Raw genomic sequence first — 18,348 nt, forward strand, 5'->3', positions numbered from 1 at the left:
AGCGTTGCCGCGATGACTGGCCGCCCTGACCTCCGCCTCGGCATCTCCGATGTCGCCCCCGTCGTGTCCTGCGGGTCCTTCTCGACCCGCGCCGTGGTCGGCGAGCACCTGCCGATCACCGCCACCGTGTTCCGCGAGGGCCACGACGCCGTGGCCGCGGACGTCGTGCTCACCCCGCCCGGCGGCGACCCCGCCGGGCGCCAGGTGGTGCGCATGGTCCGGTTCGGGCCCGAACCCGACCGCTGGACGGCGACCGTCGTCCCCAGCAGCGAGGGTCTGTGGACCTACCAGGTCGAGGCCTGGGACGACCCGCTGGGCACCTGGCACCACGACATCGAGGTCAAGGTCGAGGCCGGCCAGGGCCCCGAGGAGCTGGCCAACGACCTGGAGTCCGGCGCCCGGCTGCTCGACGAGGTCGCCGCGACGGCCCCGGCCGAGCACCGGGAGGCGCTCACCGCCGCGGCCACCGCCCTGCGCGACCGCTCCCTCGAGCTCACCGCCCGGATCGCCCCGGCGCTGTCCCCCTCGCTGCAGCGGGTGCTGCACGACCACCCGGTCCGCCGGCTGGTGACCGGCTCGCAGGTCGTGGAGCTGTGGGTGGACCGCCCGCGCGCGCTCTACGGCTCCTGGTACGAGTTCTTCCCGCGCTCCGAGGGGCCGGTCGTCGGCGGCACGCCCACCCACGGGACGTTCGCCCAGGCCGCCGAGCGGCTGCCGGCGATCGCCGAGATGGCCTTCGACGTGGTGTACCTCCCGCCGATCCACCCGATCGGCCACACCAACCGCAAGGGCAAGAACAACACCCTGGTCGCGCACGCCGACGACGTCGGCTCGCCCTGGGCCATCGGCAGCGAGGAGGGCGGGCACGACGCCGTCCACCCGCAGCTGGGCACCCTCGAGGACTTCGAGGCCTTCGTCGCCCGGACCCGCGAGCTGGGCATGGAGGTCGCCCTCGACCTGGCCCTGCAGGCGACGCCGGACCACCCGTGGGTGCGCGAGCACCCGGAGTGGTTCACCACCAAGCCCGACGGCACGATCGCCTACGCGGAGAACCCGCCGAAGAAGTACCAGGACATCTACCCGATCAACTTCGACAACGACCCCGAGGGCCTCTACGCCGAGGTGCTGCGGGTCGTGCGGCACTGGACGGCCGCGGGCGTCCGGATCTTCCGGGTGGACAACCCGCACACCAAGCCGCTGAACTTCTGGCACTGGCTGATCTGGGAGGTCAAGAAGACCGACCCGGACGTCCTGTTCCTCGCCGAGGCCTTCACCCGGCCGGCGATGATGCACCAGCTCGCCCGGATCGGGTTCACCCAGAGCTACACCTACTTCACCTGGCGCACCGAGCGCTGGGAGCTGGAGGAGTACGGCCGCGAGCTGGCCGCGAACGCGCACTACATGCGGCCGAACTTCTTCGTGAACACCCCGGACATCCTGCACGAGACGCTGCAGATCGGCGGCCCGCCGATGTTCAAGATCCGCGCGGTGCTGGCCGCGCTGATGAGCCCGACCTGGGGCGTCTACTCCGGCTACGAGCTCTTCGAGCACGTCGGCCTGCGGCCGGGCAGCGAGGAGTACCTGGACACCGAGAAGTTCCAGCTGCGCCCCCGCGACTGGGCCGCCGCCGAGGCCTCGGGCCGGACGCTCGCGCCCTACCTCCGCCGGCTCAACGAGATCCGGCGCGCGCACCCGGCGCTGCAGCAGCTGCGCACCCTGCGGTTCCACCCGACGGACAACGAGAACCTGCTCTGCTTCTCCAAGACCGACCCGGCCTCTGACGACGCCGTCCTCGTGGTCGTCTCGCTGAACAGCACGTACACCCAGATCGGCACGACGTCGCTGGACATGCCCGCCCTCGGGCTGGACTGGTCGGACCGGTTCGCCGTCACCGACGAGATCACCGGTGCGCACTACGACTGGGGTCAGTCCAACTACGTCGAGCTCGACCCCTACCGTGAACCCGCGCACGTGTTCACGGTGCACCGCAGCCGGCACTCCCCCGTCCAGCCCGGCTGATGAGGGCCCCCCTCGCCCCCCGCCCCTCGCGAGCTCGCGGCCGGTCCCTGCGAGGGGGCCACGTCCTGCTCCAGACAGAACGAACGAGGACACCAGTTCAATGACCCTCCCCGTCCCCGCGCAGTCGACCCCCGGCGCGGGCGAGCCGTCGGCGCTGTCCTCCCCCGGCAGCGACCCCGAGTGGTTCAAGCGCGCCGTCTTCTACGAGGTGCTGGTGCGCGGCTTCGCCGACAGCAACGCCGACGGCATCGGTGACCTGCGCGGCATGATCGGCAAGCTGGACTACCTGCAGTGGCTGGGCGTCGACTGCCTGTGGCTGCCGCCGTTCTTCGCCTCGCCGCTGCGCGACGGCGGCTACGACGTGAGCGACTACACCGCGGTGCTGCCGGAGTTCGGCGACATCGAGGACTTCAAGGAGCTCATCGGCGAGACGCACTCGCGCGGCATGCGGATGATCATCGACTTCGTCATGAACCACACCTCGGACCAGCACCCGTGGTTCCAGGCCAGCCGCAGCGACCCCGAGGGCCCCTACGGCGACTTCTACGTCTGGGCCGACGACGACACCGGCTACCCCGACGCCCGGATCATCTTCGTCGACACCGAGAGCTCGAACTGGACCTTCGACCCGGTGCGCAAGCAGTACTTCTGGCACCGGTTCTTCAGCCACCAGCCCGACCTGAACTTCGAGAACCCGAAGGTGCAGGAGGCGATCATCGACGCCCTGCGCTTCTGGCTCGACCTCGGCATCGACGGCTTCCGGCTCGACGCCGTCCCCTACCTGTTCGAGGAGGAGGGGACCAACTGCGAGAACCTCCCGAAGACCCACGAGTTCCTCAAGAAGGTCCGCAAGGTCGTCGACGCCGAGTACCCCGACCGGGTGCTGCTGTGCGAGGCGAACCAGTGGCCGGCCGACGTCGTCGAGTACTTCGGCGAGGACGGCGACGAGTGCCAGATGGCGTTCCACTTCCCGGTCATGCCGCGCCTGTTCATGGCCGTCCGGCGGGAGCAGCGCTTCCCGATCTCGGAGATCATGGCGCAGACGCCGGACATCCCGGAGAACTGCCAGTGGGGCGTCTTCCTGCGCAACCACGACGAGCTGACGCTGGAGATGGTCACCGACGAGGAGCGGGACTACATGTGGGGGGAGTACGCCAAGGACCCCCGGATGAAGGCCAACATCGGCATCCGCCGCCGGCTGGCCCCGCTGCTGGACAACGACATCGACACCCTGGAGCTGTTCAACGCCCTGCTGCTGTCGCTGCCCGGGTCGCCGGTCCTGTACTACGGCGACGAGATCGGCATGGGCGACAACATCTGGCTCGGTGACCGCGACGGCGTCCGCACCCCGATGCAGTGGACGCCGGACCGCAACGGCGGCTTCTCCACCGCCGACCCGCAGCGCATGCACCTGCCGTTGATCGCCGACCCGGTCTACGGGTTCCAGGTGACCAACGTGGAGAACCAGCTGCGCAACACCACCTCGCTGCTGCACTGGCTGCGGACGATGATCGCCGTCCGCAGCCAGCACCCGACCTTCGGCGTCGGCAGCTTCGCCGAGATCAGCTCCCGGAACCCCACGGTGCTGTCCTTCGTGCGCGAGTTCGGCGACGACGTCGTGCTCTGCGTGAACAACCTGTCCCGGTTCCCGCAGCCGGTGGAGCTGGACCTGCGCCGGTTCGAGGGCTACACGCCCATCGAGCTCACCGGCCGGGTGCAGTTCCCGCAGATCGGCGTCCTGCCCTACATGCTCACGCTCGCCGGCCACGGCTTCTACTGGTTCGAGCTCTCCAAGCCGGCCGCCCCCGCGGCCGAGGAGGAGGAGAGCTGGGAGAGCACCGCGAGCAGCAGCGTCGCGCAGTCCCTGCTCGACGCCGGGGTGGTGGGCGCCACCGAGGCCCCCGCCGGCAGCGGCGGCCTCGGAGCCGAGGCCCCCACCACGACCACCACCCACGGAGAAGCCTGATGAGCGCGTTGACCGACATGCTGGCCGACTGGATGCCCGGGCAGCGGTGGTTCGGCGGCAAGGGCCGCGAGTGGGCGTCGGTGAGCGAGGACGGCTTCTTCCTCGACCAGTCCGACCCGGCGCTGTCCGTGCACCGGGTCCGGGTGAGCTACACCGACGGGCACACCGAGACCTACCTGGTGCCGCTGTCCTGGCGCAGCGCCCCGGCCGAGGACCTCGCCTCGGCGTTCGTCGGCGCCGTCCCGGGGTCGCAGGGTGAGAACTACGCCTACGACGCGATGCGCGACCGCGACGCGACCGTGCCGTGGCTGACCCACCTGGTGGCCGCCTCGACCGTCGGCCCGATGCACTTCCACCCCGCCGGGGTCGCCTACATCCCCGAGGGCCTGCCCGGCGACGTGATCTCCACCGAGCAGAGCAACACCTCGCTGGTCTACGGCGAGACGGCGATCCTGAAGCTGTTCCGCCGGCTGGAGCCGGGGCTCAACCCGGACGTGGAGATCCTCGACGCGCTGCGCCGCACCGAGAACAAGCACATCGCCCCGCTGCTCGGGCACATCGAGATCGACGACACCGACCCCGCCCAGCCGCCGGCCACCGTCGCGATGCTGCAGGCCTTCGTCCCCAACGCCAGCGACGGCTGGCGGCTGGCCACCTCCAGCGTCCGCGACCTCTACGCCGAGGGCGACCTGCACGCCGACGAGGTGGGCGGCGACTTCGCCGGGGAGAGCGAGCGGCTGGGCGAGGCCACCGCCTCCGTCCACGCCGACCTCGCCCGGGTGCTGCCGACCGAGCCGGCCGACCGCGACTGGTACGCCGCGGTCGCCGCCCAGATGACCGAGCGGCTGGAGGCGGCGCTGGCGGTCGTCCCCGACCTCGCCGAGCACGGCGACGCACTCCGGGCGCTGTACGCCGCGGTCGCCGAGACCGACGAGCCGGTGGTCCGCCAGCGGGTGCACGGCGACCTGCACCTGGGCCAGGTGCTGCGGACCACCAGCGGCTGGATCGTGCTCGACTTCGAGGGCGAGCCGGCCCGGCCGCTGGCCGCCCGGCGGGAGACCGACACCCCGCTGCGCGACGTCGCCGGCATGCTCCGGTCCTTCGACTACGCCGCCCGGCACATGCTGGTGGAGCAACCCGACGACCCGCAGCGCGCCTACCGCGCGCAGGAGTGGGCCGAGCGGAACCGCACCGCGTTCTGCGCGGGGTACTCCGCGGCGGCCCCGGACATCACACTGTCGAGCGAATCCGCGCTGCTGCGCGCGTTCGAGGCCGACAAGGCGGTGTACGAGTGCGTGTACGAGGCGCGCAACCGGCCGCACTGGCTCATGATCCCGCTCAGCTCCCTGTCCCGGTTGACCTCCGGCGACTGAAGAAGGACCCCGGTGCCCCCCACCGCTCGCGAGCTCGCGGCGGGACCCTGCACCGGGGCCATCAGGCCGACACGACCGAAGCTCCTGGAGGGACCCCCATGACGATCGACGACACGCAGCCTCCGGGCACCGACACCCCCGACCAGCCGGCCGACCGGGCCGAGCTGACCCGGCGGGTCGAGGAGAAGACCGCCGCCGTGCAGGCCGCGGCCGAGCCCCCGGCGAAGAGGGCCCGCAAGGCCGCGAAGAAGGCCGCCCCGGCAGCCGACGGCACCGCCGCCCCGGCGCCTGCGAAGCGGACCCGCAAGGCCGCCGCCACCCCGGCGGCCGAGGCCGCGCCGGGCGCGACCGACGACGTCGCCCCGGCCAAGCGGACCCGCAAGGCCGCCGCCAAGAAGGCCGCCCCGGCCCTGGACGACGCGGCGCCCGCCCCGGCGAAGCGGACCCGCAAGGCCGCGGCGAAGAAGGTCACCGCGACCCCGGTCGTCGCCCCGGCCCCGATCGCCCAGCCGGGCGACCCGACGGCCCCCTCGGCACCCCAGCCGGAGCCGCCGAGCCCGGACCCGGCCGAGCCCAGCACCCCGCAGGCACCCGAGGACGGCCGGCACGCCGGCACCGGCGGCAGCTCGCCGGCGCAGACCGCCTCCGAGCCCGGTGCCGAGCTGGCCCCGGACACGGTGCCCGCGGACCGTCCCGGGACCGACCCGGCGACCGGCACCGCGCAGGGTCCCGGCGCCGTCCCCGGTGAGGTGACCGGGGCCGACGTCACCACCGCCGACCTGGCGACCAGCGAGGTTCCCGATCTGCCCCCGGCACCCGACCAGGCGCCCGCGCCGGCCGCCGCCGGGCTGGTGGCCGCGCTGCCCGAGGGCGAGGCGCCGGTGAGCACCTCGGTGCCCGCCGAGGCCACCCCGTCCGGCAGCGAGGTCAGCGACGAGCAGTTCGCCGCCGTCGTCGACGGCTGGTCCTTCGACCCGCACGGCGTCCTCGGGGCGCACCGGCTGGCCGAGGGCTGGGCGGTCCGCACGCTGCGGCCCGACGCGGTCGCCGTCGTCGTCGTCGACCAGGACGGCAGCCGCTACGAGGCGAGCCCGGTCTTCCGGGGCGGCGTCTTCGAGGCCCGGCTGCCGCAGCAGCCCGGCGACTACCGGATCGAGGTCGGCTACCCGAACGCCGACGGCGGGACCGACACCTTCCTCGTCGACGACCCGTACCGCTGGCTGCCCACCCTCGGCGAGGTCGACCAGCACCTCATCCGCGAGGGCCGGCACGAGAAGCTGTGGACGGTGCTGGGCGCGCACGTGCGCGGCTACGACACCCCCGGCGGCCGCGTCGAGGGCGTCTCGTTCGCCGTCTGGGCGCCCAACGCGCGCGGCGTGAAGGTCACCGGCGACTTCGACTACTGGGAGGCCCGCGCCTACCCGCTGCGCTCGCTGGGCGCCTCGGGGGTGTGGGAGATCTTCGTGCCCGGCGCCCAGGTGGGCACCCGGTACCGGTACCACGTCCTGGGCGCCGACGGGCAGTGGCGGGTCAAGAGCGACCCGCTGGCGTTCGCCACCGAGGTCCCGCCGTCCAACGCCTCGGTGGTCACCGCCTCCGCCCACGAGTGGCACGACGACCAGTGGCTGGCCGCCCGCGCCGAGGGCAACTGGCACCAGCGGCCGATCAGCGTCTACGAGGTGCACGCCGGTTCCTGGCGGCAGGGCCTCTCCTACCGGGACATGGCCGACGAGCTCGTCGCCTACGTCAAGGACGCCGGGTTCACCCACCTGGAGTTCATGCCGCTGGCCGAGCACCCCTTCGGCGGCTCGTGGGGCTACCAGGTCACCTCCTACTACGCCCCGACGTCGCGGTTCGGCTCCCCCGACGACCTGCGGTACCTCATCGACACCGCCCACCAGGCCGGCATCGGCGTCATCGTCGACTGGGTGCCCGCACACTTCCCCAAGGACGAGTGGGCGCTGGCCCGCTTCGACGGCACGGCGCTGTACGAGCACCCGGACCCGCGCCGCGGGGAGCAGCCGGACTGGGGCACCTACGTCTTCGACTTCGGCCGCAACGAGGTGCGCAACTTCCTGGTCGCCAACGCGCTGTTCTGGGCCCAGGAGTTCCACGTCGACGGCATCCGCGTCGACGCCGTCGCCTCGATGCTGTACCTGGACTACTCGCGCAACGAGGGCGAGTGGACGCCGAACCAGTACGGCGGCCGGGAGAACCTCGAGGCGGTGTCGTTCCTGCAGGAGATGAACGCGACGCTGTACCGCGAGGTGCCGGGCGTGGTGTCCATCGCCGAGGAGTCGACCGCGTGGCCGGGCGTCACCCGGCCCACCTACCTGGGCGGCCTGGGCTTCGGCTTCAAGTGGAACATGGGCTGGATGCACGACTCGCTGGGCTACATGTCCAAGCAGCCGGTGTACCGCAGCTTCCACCACAGCCAGCTCACGTTCTCCCTGGTCTACGCGTTCTCGGAGAACTACGTCCTGCCGATCAGCCACGACGAGGTCGTCTACGGCAAGGGCTCGCTCATCCGGAAGATGCCCGGCGACCGGTGGCAGCAGCTGGCCAACCTGCGGGCCTTCCTGGGCTACATGTGGGCCCACCCGGGCAAGCAGCTGCTGTTCATGGGCTCGGAGTTCGGCCAGCTGTCGGAGTGGGCGGAGAGCCGGTCGCTGGACTGGTGGCACCTCGACGACCCGGCGCACCGGGGCGTCCTGGACCTGGTCCGGGACCTCAACACCGTCTACAAGGACACCGAGGCGCTCTGGTCGCAGGACGTCGACCCCGCGGGCTTCCAGTGGATCGACGCCAACGACGCCGGCGGCAACACGCTGACCTTCCTGCGCTACGGCAAGGACGGCCAGGTGCTGGCCTGCGTGGCCAACTTCTCCGGGACGCCGCACCACGACTTCCGGATCGGGCTGCCCCGCGGTGGCCGGTGGCGTGAGCTGATCAACACCGACTTCGAGGGCTACGGCGGCTCCGGCGTCGGCAACCTCGGCGGCGTCGACGCCGTCGCCCAGAGCTGGCACGGGCAGCCGTACTCGGCGGCGCTGACCGCGCCGCCGCTGGCCACGGTGTGGTTCGTGCACGAGGGGCCGGAGCCGGCGGCCGCCGACGACGGCGCGCCGGCCGACGCGCGGCACAGCGCCGCGGCCGAGGCCTCCGGGCAGGCCGAGGGCCCGGGCTCCGGGCTGGAGCCGGCCCAGGAGGGCTGACGCAGGACCGGGTGGTCGACGACGGCGGGGTGGGGGACGGCTCCCGCCCCGCCGTCGTCCGTCGGCCGCCCGGCACGACCGACCCGTCGCCGGTCCCGAGCGGGTCCGGCAGGATGGGGACGCAGCTGCCGGAGCCGGCGGCCTGACCGATCGGGAGCCCATGTCCTCCTCGCCCCGCCGGGTGCTCGCCCGTGCCGTCGTGGGCGCCCTGCTGGGCTCGACCGTGCTGACCGGCTGCGCCGCCACCCTCATCCAGGGCAACGCCACCCCCGCCTCCGGGGTGAGCGCCGACGTCGACCCCCAGCAGTTCCAGATCATCGGGGCGACCGACGACGAGATCGACCAGATCGCCCGCAACGCCCTGCTGGACCTCAACACCTACTGGGCCGAGCAGTTCCCCGGCACCTTCAGCCAGGAGTTCACCCCGCTGGCCGGCGGCTACTACTCGGTCGACCCGGCCGACGTCGACCCGGCGCAGTACCCCAACGGGCAGATCGGCTGCGGGGAGCCGCCGGAGGCGGTGGAGGACAACGCCTTCTACTGCGACGCCAGCAACTCCTACCCCAACGGCGACGCGATCCAGTACGACCGGTCCTTCCTCGGCGAGCTGGCCTTCGGCAGCGGCGGCAGCGAGGGCTACGGCCGGTTCATCCCCGCGCTGGTGATGGCGCACGAGTTCGGCCACGCGGTGCAGGGCCGGGTCGGCTACCCGTTCCAGGCGTCGATCGCGATCGAGACCCAGGCCGACTGCTTCGCCGGGACCTGGACGAAGTGGGTCGCCGACGGCAACGCCCCGCACAACACCATCCGGCCGGGCGAGCTCGACGACGTGCTCCGCGGCTACCTGCTGCTGCGCGACCCGGTGGGCACCGGCCTGAACTCCGGCGAGGCGCACGGCTCCTACTTCGACCGGGTGTCGGCCTTCCAGCAGGGCTTCGACGACGGACCGACCGCCTGCCGCGACGCCTTCGGCCAGGACCGGCCCTACACCCAGGGCGAGTTCAGCGACGCCGACCTCGCCACCGGCGGCGACGCCCCCTACGACCAGACGGTCGACGAGTTCGCCCCCCAGGGGCTGGGCGAGTTCTTCACGGCCGCGCTGCAGCAGCAGGGGAAGACCTTCGCCGCCCCCACCCTCGAGCCCTTCGACGGCGATGCGCCGGAGTGCGACGGCGAGCAGCCCGACACCGACCTGGTCTACTGCGCCGCCACCGACACGGTCGGCTACGACCAGGGCGACCTGACCGAGCCGCTGTACGCCGACGAGCAGGGCGGGGACTACGCGGTGCTGACCGCCCTGGCGATCCCCTACGGCCTGGCCGTGCGCGAGCAGCTGGGCCTGTCCACCGATGACCAGGACGCCGTCCGATCAGCGGTCTGCCTGGCCGGGGCCTTCACCGCCGGGGTGCTCAACGGGCAGAGCTCGGTGCTGAGCATCTCCCCCGGCGACGCCGACGAGAGCGTGTCGTTCCTGCTGGAGTACAGCGACGACCCGGACGTGCTGGCCGACAGCGGACTCACCGGCTTCCAGCTCGTCGACGTCTTCCGCAGCGGCGTCTTCGACGGCCTCTCCGCCTGCGACATCGGCGCGTGACCCACCGGCCCTCCGGCGTGGATCAGGTCACCTGATCGACGACCGTCCTACCGCACCAACGCCGGTGAGGGAGGACGGCCTCTGATCAGGTCACCTGATCACTGCGCCGCCCTCAGAACAGCGCGGTCATGAGGGCGCGGCGGGCGGGGCCGACGCGGGGGTCCTCGTCGCCGACGATGCCGAACAGCTCCACCAGGTGCTTGCGCGCGGCGTCGCGGTCCTCACCGGCGGTGCGGCGGACGACGTCGAGCAGCCAGCCGAACGCCGCGTCGACGTCGCCGGTGCCCAGCAGGAAGTCCGCGGCCCGGGTCTGCGCCGCGACGTCGTCCGGTGCCGCCTCGGCAGCGGCCAGCGCGTCCGGGCCGGCCTCCTCGGCGCGCCGGAACAGCTGCACCTGGCGCAGCGCCAGGCCGGCGACCGGGTGGTCGGGCTCGGCGTCCAGGATCGACCGGTAGGCGGCCTCGGCCGCTGCCAGGTCACCGCGGTCCAGCGCGGCCTCGGCCTCGTCCAGCCGCGGGTCCTCGGGCAGCTCGTCCTCGCCGCCCTCGGCCCCGCCCGGCAGCGCGCCGCCGGAGGTGGCGGCGACCAGCTCGGTGACGAACTGCCGCGCCTGCTCCTCGGGGATGGCACCGGTGAACTCGGCGACCAGCTGGCCCTGCCAGACGGCCTTGACCGCCGGGATGCCCTGCACCCGCAGGCCCTGGGCCAGCGCCGGGTTGGCGTCGACGTCGATCTTCGCCAGCACCCAGGAGCCGGCACCCTCGGTGGCCAGCCGCTCGAGCACCGGGGACAGCTGCTTGCACGGCCCGCACCACTCGGCCCAGAGGTCCAGCACGACGGGCACCTGGAAGGAGCGGTCGAGGACCTCGGACTGGAAGGTGGCCTCGGTGACGTCGACGACGGCGCTGCCGGGCGCACCGACGGGCGCGGCGGCGCTCGGCGGCGGTGCGGCCTGGGCGCGGGCGGCTGCCTCGTTGCGCGCCTTGACCGCGGCGAGGTCGACCGCCCCGGCCAGCGAGGCCGCCATCTGGGCCTGCTGCGCCGCGGCGCGCGGGTCGGTACGAGCGGGACGGTTGGGCTGCATGACCTCGATCATCCCACCGCCGGGCGGGTCACCGTCGGGCCCGTCCCGCGGGTGGTCGGTCAGGCAGGCGGAGCAGGGCGCAGCCGGGGTGCCTTCCGGATGCCGAAGACCTGGCGGAGCGCCACCCGGGCGGCGTTGTCACCGCAGTGGCCGTGCACCGCCGGCCCCGGCGGGGTCGCGGCCGACGCCAGGTAGGTGCCGGTGATCGGCGTCGAGTAGGTGTTCCACCGCGGTACCGGGCGGGCGAGCATCTGCCGCAGCGAGGCCTCGCCGTTGGAGATGTCGCCGCCGACGTCGCTGGGGTTCCAGTGCTCCATCTCCCCCGCGTGCATCGTGCGGCGGCCGACGATCGTGTCCCGGAAGCCCGGGGCGAAGCGCTCGACCTGCGCCTCGATGGCCTCGGTCATGTCCACCGTCGAGCCGTGCGGCACGTGCACGTACGCCCAGAAGATGTGCCCGCCCTCGGGCGCCCGGGTCGGGTCGACGACGGTCGGCTGGACGGCCAGCACGTAGGGCTTGTCGGCCAGCCGCCCGTGCGCCGGGGCCGCCTCGCCGGCGATCGTCTCCTCCATCGTCCCGGCGACGTGGATGGTGCCGGCCCGGCGGACGTCGGCGTTGGCCCACGGCACCGGCTCGGACAGCACCCAGTCGATCTTGAAGACGCCGGGGCCGTGCTTGTAGCGCCGCACCCAGCGCTGGTAGCCGACGGGCAGCTGGTTGCCGGCCATCGCCACGAACGCCCCGGGCGAGGTGTCCAGCAGCACCGCAGGCACCCCGGCGAACTCGCGCAGGTCGGTGACCTCGTGCCCGGTGACCACCTCACCGCCCTGCTGCTCCAGCGCGGTGACCATCGCGTCGGCCAGCCGCTGCGAGCCGCCCTCGATGAGCGGCCAGCCCTGGTGGTGGCTCATCATCCCGAGGAACATCCCCAGCGCCGCGGTCAGCGGGCGGGTGAGGTCGAGCATGCCGTGCGCCGCGGCCCCGGCGATGAGCGCCTTGCCCGCGTCGGTGCTGAAGTAGCGGGCGGCAAGGTAGCCGACGTTCGGCAGCCCCTGCAGCCCGAAGCGGGTGACGGCCGGGGCGCCGCGCACCGGCAGCCGGCGGAACGCCGAGGTGAGGAAGAAGTCGGTGATCTCGTCGGCGTGCCGCAGCAGCGGGCCGAACAGCCGGCGGTACCCGTCGGCGTCGGGGCCCAGGCCGGCCGCAGTGTGCTCCAGCGAGGAGAACGAGAGCGCGGCCCGGCCGCCGTCCAGCGGGTGGGCGAAGTTGATCTCCGGGTGCACCAGCCGGACCCCGCGGGAGGCGAGGTCGAACTCCCGGAAGAACGGCGCGGCCGCGGCCATCGGGTGCACCGTGGAGCAGATGTCGTGCCAGTAGCCGGGGCGGATGTGCTCCTCGGTGCGCATGCCCCCGCCGGGCCGGTCACCGCGCTCCACCACCCGCACGGACAGCCCGGCCGCGGCCAGTCGCAGCGCGGCGGCCAGGCCGTTCGGTCCAGCTCCGACGACGACGGCGTCCGGGGTCCCGTTCACGTCGCCATCCTGCCCGTGCCCCGGGGGCCCCGCCGCCCGAGGGCGACGGGGCCGGCGGGGTCAGGCGCCGGTGGGCTGGTCGGCGAGCGCCCGGCCGGGGACGTGCAGGATCAGCGCGTCGCCCTGGCCACCGCCGCCGCAGAGGGCGGCCGCACCGACGCCGCCGCCGCGGCGGCCGAGCTCCAGCGCCAGGTCCAGCACGATCCGCGCGCCGCTCATGCCGACCGGGTGGCCCAGGGCGATGGCACCGCCGTTGGGGTTGACCTTGGCCGGGTCGATGCCGAGCTCGCGGGTGGAGACGATCGCGACGGCGGCGAAGGCCTCGTTGAACTCGACCAGGTCGAGGGCGGCCGGGTCGATGCCCTCCCGCTCGCAGGCCTTCTGGACGGCGCGCGAGGGCTGGGTCTGCAGGGTGGCGTCCGGGCCGGCGACGACGCCGTGGGCACCGATCTCGGCCAGCACGGTGAGCCCGAGCTCCTCGGCCTTCGCCGCGGACATGACCACGACCGCGCAGGCACCGTCGGAGATCTGCGAGGCCGAGGCGGCGGTGATCGTGCCGTCCTTCGCGAAGGCGGGCTTGAGCCGGGCCAGGCTCTCGACCGTGGTGTCGGGGCGGATGCCCTCGTCCTCCCGGAACTCGATCGGGTCGCCCTTGCGCTGCGGGATGAGCACCGGGGTGATCTCGGCGTCGAAGATGCCGTCCTTGGCCGCCCGCGCCGCCTTCTGGTGGCTCTCCGCGGCGAAGGCGTCCTGCTCCTCGCGGGTGAGCCCGTACCGGCTGTTGGAGTCCTCGGTCAGCTTGCCCATCGCGACCTGGTCGAAGGTGTCGGTGAGCCCGTCGTGGGCCATCGAGTCGACCAGCGTGGCGTCACCGAACTTGGTGCCGGTGCGCGAGCCCTGCAGCAGGTGCGGCGCCTGGGTCATCGACTCCATGCCCCCGGCGACGACGACCTCGAACTCCCCGGCCCGGATGAGCTGGTCGGCCAGGGCGATCGCGTCCAGCCCGGACAGGCAGACCTTGTTCAGCGTGAACGAGGGCACCGACATCGGGATGCCACCGGCGACGGCCGCCGGGCGGGCCGGGTTCTGCCCCGCGCCGGCCTGGATGACGTGACCCATGATCACGTAGTCGACCTGGTCGCCGGTGATCCCGGCGCGCTCGAGCGCGGCCTTGATCGCGATGCCGCCGAGGTCGGCGGCGGAGAAGTCCTTCAGCGAGCCGAGCAGGCGGCCCATCGGGGTGCGGGCACCGCCGACGATGACGGAACGGGACTGTGCGGGCTGGCTCATCGAGGCTCCACGGGGGCTCCGGCCGCCGACGCTGGCGACCGTTTCGGCAGGACACCGCGCAGCCGGGACGGCGCGACGGGCACGTCCAGGATAGGTCCGGGCGCGCGCGCTGACGCCGGCGCGTGAGCCAGGTCACCCACCGGTCTGGTGGCGCACCGAGCGACCGCCACCCCCGGACCTGCCGCCCGGGGTGGCCGGGCGGGAGGATGCCGTCATGCCCGACGACGCGCGCACCGGTCTGCCTCCCGAGCTGTTCAGCACGATCGACCACGTCGGCATCGCCGTGCCCGACCTGGACGAGGCGCTGGCCTTCTACGCCGCGACGTTCGGCATCCACTCGGTGCACGAGGAGACCAACGCCGAGCAGGGCGTCCGTGAGGCCATGCTGGCAGTCGGTGACGGCACGACCCGGATCCAGCTGCTCGCCCCGCTGACACCGGACTCGACCATCGCCAAGTTCATCGGCCGCTCCGGCCCGGGGCTGCAGCAGCTGGCGTTCCGGGTCGCCGACGTCGAGGCGGTCAGCGCCACGCTCCGCGAGCGCGGGCTGCGCCTGCTCTACGACGAGCCGCGCCGCGGCACGGCCGGCAGCCGGGTCAACTTCGTCCACCCCAAGGACGCCGGCGGGGTGCTCGTCGAGCTGGTCGAGCCGGCCGCGCACTGAGCCCCCTGGGAGTTGGCTGGGAGCGGTCCCGGGCACGCTGACCGCCGGCCCGGTTCTCTGCGAGGATGAGGGTCATGAGCGACCCCCACGACGACCTGCTCGCCTACCGCGACGGCGGCCCGACCTTCGACGTGGTGCGCAAGGGGTACGACCGGGAACAGGTGGCCGAGACCCTCGCCGGCCTGGACGCCGACCTGCGGGTGGCGCTGGCCGACCGGGACGCCGCCGTCTCCCGGTCGGCCGACCTCGCCCGCCAGCTGCAGGCCCTGCACGGCGAGGTGGAGTCGCTGCGCCGCCGGGCGGCCAGCGCGAGCGCGCCCACGTTCGAGAACATGGGCGAGCGCATCTCCAACATGCTGCAGCTGGCCGAGGACGAGGCGGCGGAGATCCGCCGGTCGGCGCAGGAGCAGGCCGCGGCGATGCAGGCGCAGGTGGCCGCCGAGGTCGAGGCCATCCGGGAGCGCATCGCCGGCGAGGAGCGCGCGCTGGGCGAGCGGTCGGCCGCGAGCCAGGCCGAGGCCGAGCGGCTGGTCGCCGAGGCCCGGCAGCACGCCGAGCAGATCTCCGCGGTGGCGCAGGCCCGCGCCGACGACCTGGTGACCAAGGCCCAGGAGCGGGTGGCCCGGCTGGACGCCGACTCGCAGGCCCGCCGGGCCAAGGTCGAGGAGGACTTCGAGATCGCCCAGCGGGCCCGGCGCACGGAGGCCGCCCGCACCGAGGAGGAGCGGGAGCGCGCCTCGGTGCTGGCCGCCCAGCAGCGGGTCGGCGCGGCCGACGAGCAGGCCCGCCGGACCGTAGCCGAGGCCGAGGCCTCGGCCGCGGCGATCCGCGCGGTGCGCGACGACCTGACCCGCCGGCTCACCGAGGTCCGCAGCCTGCTCGGCCAGCTGCCCGACCTCTCCGACCAGCGGCCCCGGGACGGCGCCCGGCAGCAGCGGCCGGACCAGTCGCCCGCACCGGAGCAGGCGGCGCCGGCCGAGCCGCGGCGGACCGAGGCACGGCACGCCGACGCGGCCCCCGCGGAGGCACCGCCGACCCAGGCCGCGCCGCAGGCCGAGCCCGCCCCGGCACCGCGCGAGGAGGCACCGGCCACCGGCAGCACCGCGGTCGACCCGGCCCAGGTGCAGCCCGCGGCGCAGGCGGCGACCGCCGACCCCGCGGCCACCCAGCCGTCGGTCACCCAGACCCAGGCGGTCCGGCTGCCGGCGAACGGCAGCGCCCCCCAGCAGAACGCCCCGCGCCCCGTCGGGCAGGCAGCTGCGCCGACCGGGGAGCAGGGCGCGGTGCAGCCGCCCCGCCAGGTGCGCACGCCCACCCCGGCGCACCCCACGACCGCGCAGCAGCCGGCCGTCCAGGCCGGTCAGGCCCAGCAGCGTCCCCAGCCGGGGCCCCGGCAGACCCCGCCGCTGCCCACCCGCGCGCCGGTGACCCGCACCCAGGAGCCCACCCCGCCGGTCCCGGCCGGTCAGGGCGGGCAGGTGCCCCCCGGGCAGAGCTGACCCGCTGCTGACCCGCTGCTGATCAGGCCCCGACGGCCCTCCCCACCCCCGGGGAGGGCCGTCGTCGTCCCCCGGTGGCCCCGGCCGGGTGACCGTGCCAGGGTCGGTCGCGGACGGTAGCCGCGTCGTCCCGGAGAGGTGCCGACCGGCGCCCCCGGCCAGGGCCCAGCGCCGAGTCGCGGGAGGAGCAGCACCGTGTCCGAGCCACCGACGCCCCGGACACCGGGCGGGACCCACGGCGCGCACGCCGCGGCTGCTGACGACCGGGCCCCCGCGCCCGTGCCCGGCCCGGCGACCGTCCCGGGGAGGCACCGGGCCGCCGCGGCGGGCACCGCGCCCAGCCGCGGACGCAGCGGGGTGCTCTGGCCGCTGCTCGCGCTGGTGGTGGTCGCCCTGGTCGCCGCGCGCAGCCTCCGCGGCACCGCGCTGCCCGACGACGGCGCGCTGGCCGGCCCGGCCGCCGCGCTGCTGCGCGGCGACAGCGGACCGGAGCTGGCGTCCCCGGCGGGCCTGGGCGCCCTGCACACCGCGGTGTACGCCACCGTCACCCGGGCCTTCCAGCGGCACGCCACCCTCGTCGGCGCCGAGCGCGAGCTGCTGCTGGTGGTGCTGCTCGCCTCCGCGGTGCTGCTCTGGCGCACCGCCCGCCGGTTCGACGTGCCCGACGGTGCGTGCGCCGTCGCCGTCCTCGCCCTCGGGGCGCTGCCGGTGCTCACGTCGCTGCACGCGACGGCCACCCCGGCGGCGTTCGCCGTCGGCTGGCTCGTGCTGGCCGGCTGGGTCGCGAGCTGGGCCTCGACGAGCCGGCGGCCACCTGCCGTCCTGTCCGCGCTCACCGCCCTCGCGGCCCTGCTGGCGGTGCTGCTGGCCCCGGACGCCCTGCTGCTGCTCGCCGCCGGTGGCACCGCCGCGGTGGTCCTCACCGCCCGCTCCCGCCGCCGGCAGGTCGGCGCGGCCCTCGCCGGTGCCGTGCTGCTCGGCCTGCTGCGGGTGCTGGTGCAGCGGTGGGACCCGCAGGTCGCCGACCCCGGGCGGTGGGGTGGGACGCCGACCGGGCTGGTCGTGGTCACCGCCGTCCTGGTCGTGGTCGGGCTGGCCGCGGTGTGGCAGCTGCCCCGGTTCCGGGCCGGCGGGGTGGCCCTGACCGCCACCGCGCTGCTGGCGGTGGCCCCGCCGTCCGGCCGGCTGCCGGCGCTACTGCTCTGCCTGCCGCTGGGCGCCCTGCTGCTCGGCGCGCTCGCCGCGGCCGGCGCGGAGGCGGTCTCCTCCCCCGTGCTGCGGCGCCGGCCCCGCGGGCTGCTGGCGGTCGGCGTCGCCGCCGGGGTGCTGCTCGTGGGCGCCGGCACGGCCGCCGCGGCGGACCTGGCCGGGACGCCGCGGGACGACTTCGGCGCCGCGGCCACCCGGGATCTCGTCGGCTGGACCGCGGCGCAGCTGCCGGACGACGCCGTGCTCAGCACCTCCCCCCGGCTGGCGGCCGAGCTCGTGCACGCCGGCGCCGACCCGGCCCGGGTCCGCACCGGCGACGTCCCGGTGACCGCGTCGACCGGTCCGGAGGTGCCCGTGCTGCAGGTGCGGTCCGGGTCGAGCGCTGCCGGTGGCCCGGTCGTCGCCCGGTTCGGGGACCTCGCCGTCGTCGACCCGCGGGCGGTGCCGCCGACGGCGGCGCAGCTCACCGCGCGCCGGGAGCTGGCCACCGCCCTGCTGGCGAACCCGACCGTCGAGGTGCCCGCGGCCGACGCCGAGCGGATGTCCGCCGGGCAGGTCGACCCGCGGCTGCTCACCCTGCTCGCCTCGATCGGCGCCCAGTACGGGTTCGGGCTGGTGGACCTGCCGGCCGTGCCCGGCGAACCCGCCGACGCCGACGCTCGCCAGGTGGTGCTCGGCTCGGTGGGCGGGCGCCCGCTGGGCGACGACCCGGCCGCGACCGCGCGGCTGCGCAGCTGGCTGGCCGCCCAGCAGGAGCCGTTCCTGACCGACCGGGTCGCCGAGCTCGACGCCGGCGTGCTCATCGGCTACGCCCGGGTGGCCGACCCCGACGGGCTCGTGACGCCGCCCGGCGGCGGGTGACCGGGCTGGGGATGCGGTACAGCCGGTGATCGGGTACACCCG

The 18,348-nt window shown here is 74.6% G+C and carries 11 protein-coding genes; 8 read left to right on the forward strand and 3 right to left on the reverse strand.

Translation table 11 applies throughout. The features are described from left to right. Nucleotides 1-12: 12 nt before the first annotated feature. The 5 genes from MODMU_RS21320 (at nt 13) to MODMU_RS21345 (ending at nt 10,167) form a co-directional block, all read left to right on the forward strand. A complete protein-coding gene (locus MODMU_RS21320; RefSeq protein WP_014742458.1) occupies nt 13-2,019 on the forward strand; it encodes an alpha-1,4-glucan--maltose-1-phosphate maltosyltransferase in 2,007 nt (668 codons plus the stop codon). Between the two features lie 100 nt (nt 2,020-2,119). Further along, complete coding sequence (gene treS, locus MODMU_RS21325; RefSeq protein WP_014742459.1) at nt 2,120-3,985, forward strand: maltose alpha-D-glucosyltransferase; 1,866 nt, start codon at nt 2,120-2,122, stop codon at nt 3,983-3,985. Then, nucleotides 3,985-5,358, forward strand: a complete 1,374-nt coding sequence (locus MODMU_RS21330) for a maltokinase N-terminal cap-like domain-containing protein (protein WP_014742460.1) — start codon at nt 3,985-3,987, stop codon at nt 5,356-5,358. The genes treS and MODMU_RS21330 overlap by 1 nt, the downstream gene beginning before the upstream one ends. Nucleotides 5,359-5,456: 98 nt before the next feature. Continuing rightward, nucleotides 5,457-8,573: a 1,4-alpha-glucan branching protein GlgB gene (gene glgB / locus MODMU_RS21340; RefSeq protein WP_014742461.1), complete on the forward strand. Its 3,117-nt coding sequence runs from the start codon at nt 5,457-5,459 to the stop codon at nt 8,571-8,573. A 160-nt stretch (nt 8,574-8,733) separates the two neighbouring features. Continuing rightward, entirely contained in the window at nt 8,734-10,167 is a 1,434-nt protein-coding gene (locus MODMU_RS21345) for a neutral zinc metallopeptidase (RefSeq protein ID WP_014742462.1), read from the forward strand. A 112-nt stretch (nt 10,168-10,279) separates the two neighbouring features. On the opposite strand, the gene MODMU_RS21350 is transcribed toward MODMU_RS21345, so the two are convergent. The 3 genes from MODMU_RS21350 to MODMU_RS21360 are packed head-to-tail and all read right to left on the reverse strand — an operon-like array spanning nt 10,280 to nt 14,073. After that, nucleotides 10,280-11,251 (reverse strand): tetratricopeptide repeat protein, encoded by a 972-nt coding sequence (locus tag MODMU_RS21350; protein WP_014742463.1) that lies wholly within the window; start codon nt 11,249-11,251, stop codon nt 10,280-10,282. 59 nt (nt 11,252-11,310) lie between these two features. Next, a complete protein-coding gene (locus tag MODMU_RS21355; protein WP_014742464.1) occupies nt 11,311-12,783 on the reverse strand; it encodes a phytoene desaturase family protein in 1,473 nt (490 codons plus the stop codon). A 60-nt stretch (nt 12,784-12,843) separates the two neighbouring features. Continuing rightward, a complete protein-coding gene (locus tag MODMU_RS21360; protein WP_014742465.1) occupies nt 12,844-14,073 on the reverse strand; it encodes an acetyl-CoA C-acetyltransferase in 1,230 nt (409 codons plus the stop codon). A gap of 214 nt (nt 14,074-14,287) precedes the next feature. Here MODMU_RS21360 and mce point away from each other — a divergent pair, with 214 nt between their 5' ends. The 3 genes from mce to MODMU_RS21375 all read left to right on the forward strand — a co-directional run bounded on the left by mce (nt 14,288) and on the right by MODMU_RS21375 (nt 18,306). After that, the gene (gene mce / locus MODMU_RS21365) at nt 14,288-14,737 is read left to right on the forward strand and encodes a methylmalonyl-CoA epimerase (protein ID WP_014742466.1); all 450 of its coding nucleotides are present in this window, start codon (nt 14,288-14,290) and stop codon (nt 14,735-14,737) included. A 74-nt stretch (nt 14,738-14,811) separates the two neighbouring features. Further along, nucleotides 14,812-16,236 (forward strand): hypothetical protein, encoded by a 1,425-nt coding sequence (locus MODMU_RS21370; protein WP_014742467.1) that lies wholly within the window; start codon nt 14,812-14,814, stop codon nt 16,234-16,236. 195 nt (nt 16,237-16,431) lie between these two features. Next, complete coding sequence (locus MODMU_RS21375) at nt 16,432-18,306, forward strand: hypothetical protein (RefSeq protein WP_014742468.1); 1,875 nt, start codon at nt 16,432-16,434, stop codon at nt 18,304-18,306. Nucleotides 18,307-18,348 lie beyond the last annotated feature (42 nt).

Source organism: Modestobacter italicus, from assembly GCF_000306785.1.
Lineage (GTDB): Bacteria > Actinomycetota > Actinomycetes > Mycobacteriales > Geodermatophilaceae > Modestobacter > Modestobacter italicus.

Coding starts and splice junctions, on each gene's coding strand:
- MODMU_RS21320 (WP_014742458.1), top strand. CDS start 13: ATGACTGGCCGCCCTGACCTCCGCCTCGGCATCTCCGATGTCGCCCCC.
- treS (WP_014742459.1), top strand. CDS start 2,120: ATGACCCTCCCCGTCCCCGCGCAGTCGACCCCCGGCGCGGGCGAGCCG.
- MODMU_RS21330 (WP_014742460.1), top strand. CDS start 3,985: ATGAGCGCGTTGACCGACATGCTGGCCGACTGGATGCCCGGGCAGCGG.
- glgB (WP_014742461.1), top strand. CDS start 5,457: ATGACGATCGACGACACGCAGCCTCCGGGCACCGACACCCCCGACCAG.
- MODMU_RS21345 (WP_014742462.1), top strand. CDS start 8,734: ATGTCCTCCTCGCCCCGCCGGGTGCTCGCCCGTGCCGTCGTGGGCGCC.
- MODMU_RS21350 (WP_014742463.1), bottom strand. CDS start 11,251: ATGCAGCCCAACCGTCCCGCTCGTACCGACCCGCGCGCCGCGGCGCAG.
- MODMU_RS21360 (WP_014742465.1), bottom strand. CDS start 14,073: ATGAGCCAGCCCGCACAGTCCCGTTCCGTCATCGTCGGCGGTGCCCGC.
- mce (WP_014742466.1), top strand. CDS start 14,288: ATGCCCGACGACGCGCGCACCGGTCTGCCTCCCGAGCTGTTCAGCACG.
- MODMU_RS21370 (WP_014742467.1), top strand. CDS start 14,812: ATGAGCGACCCCCACGACGACCTGCTCGCCTACCGCGACGGCGGCCCG.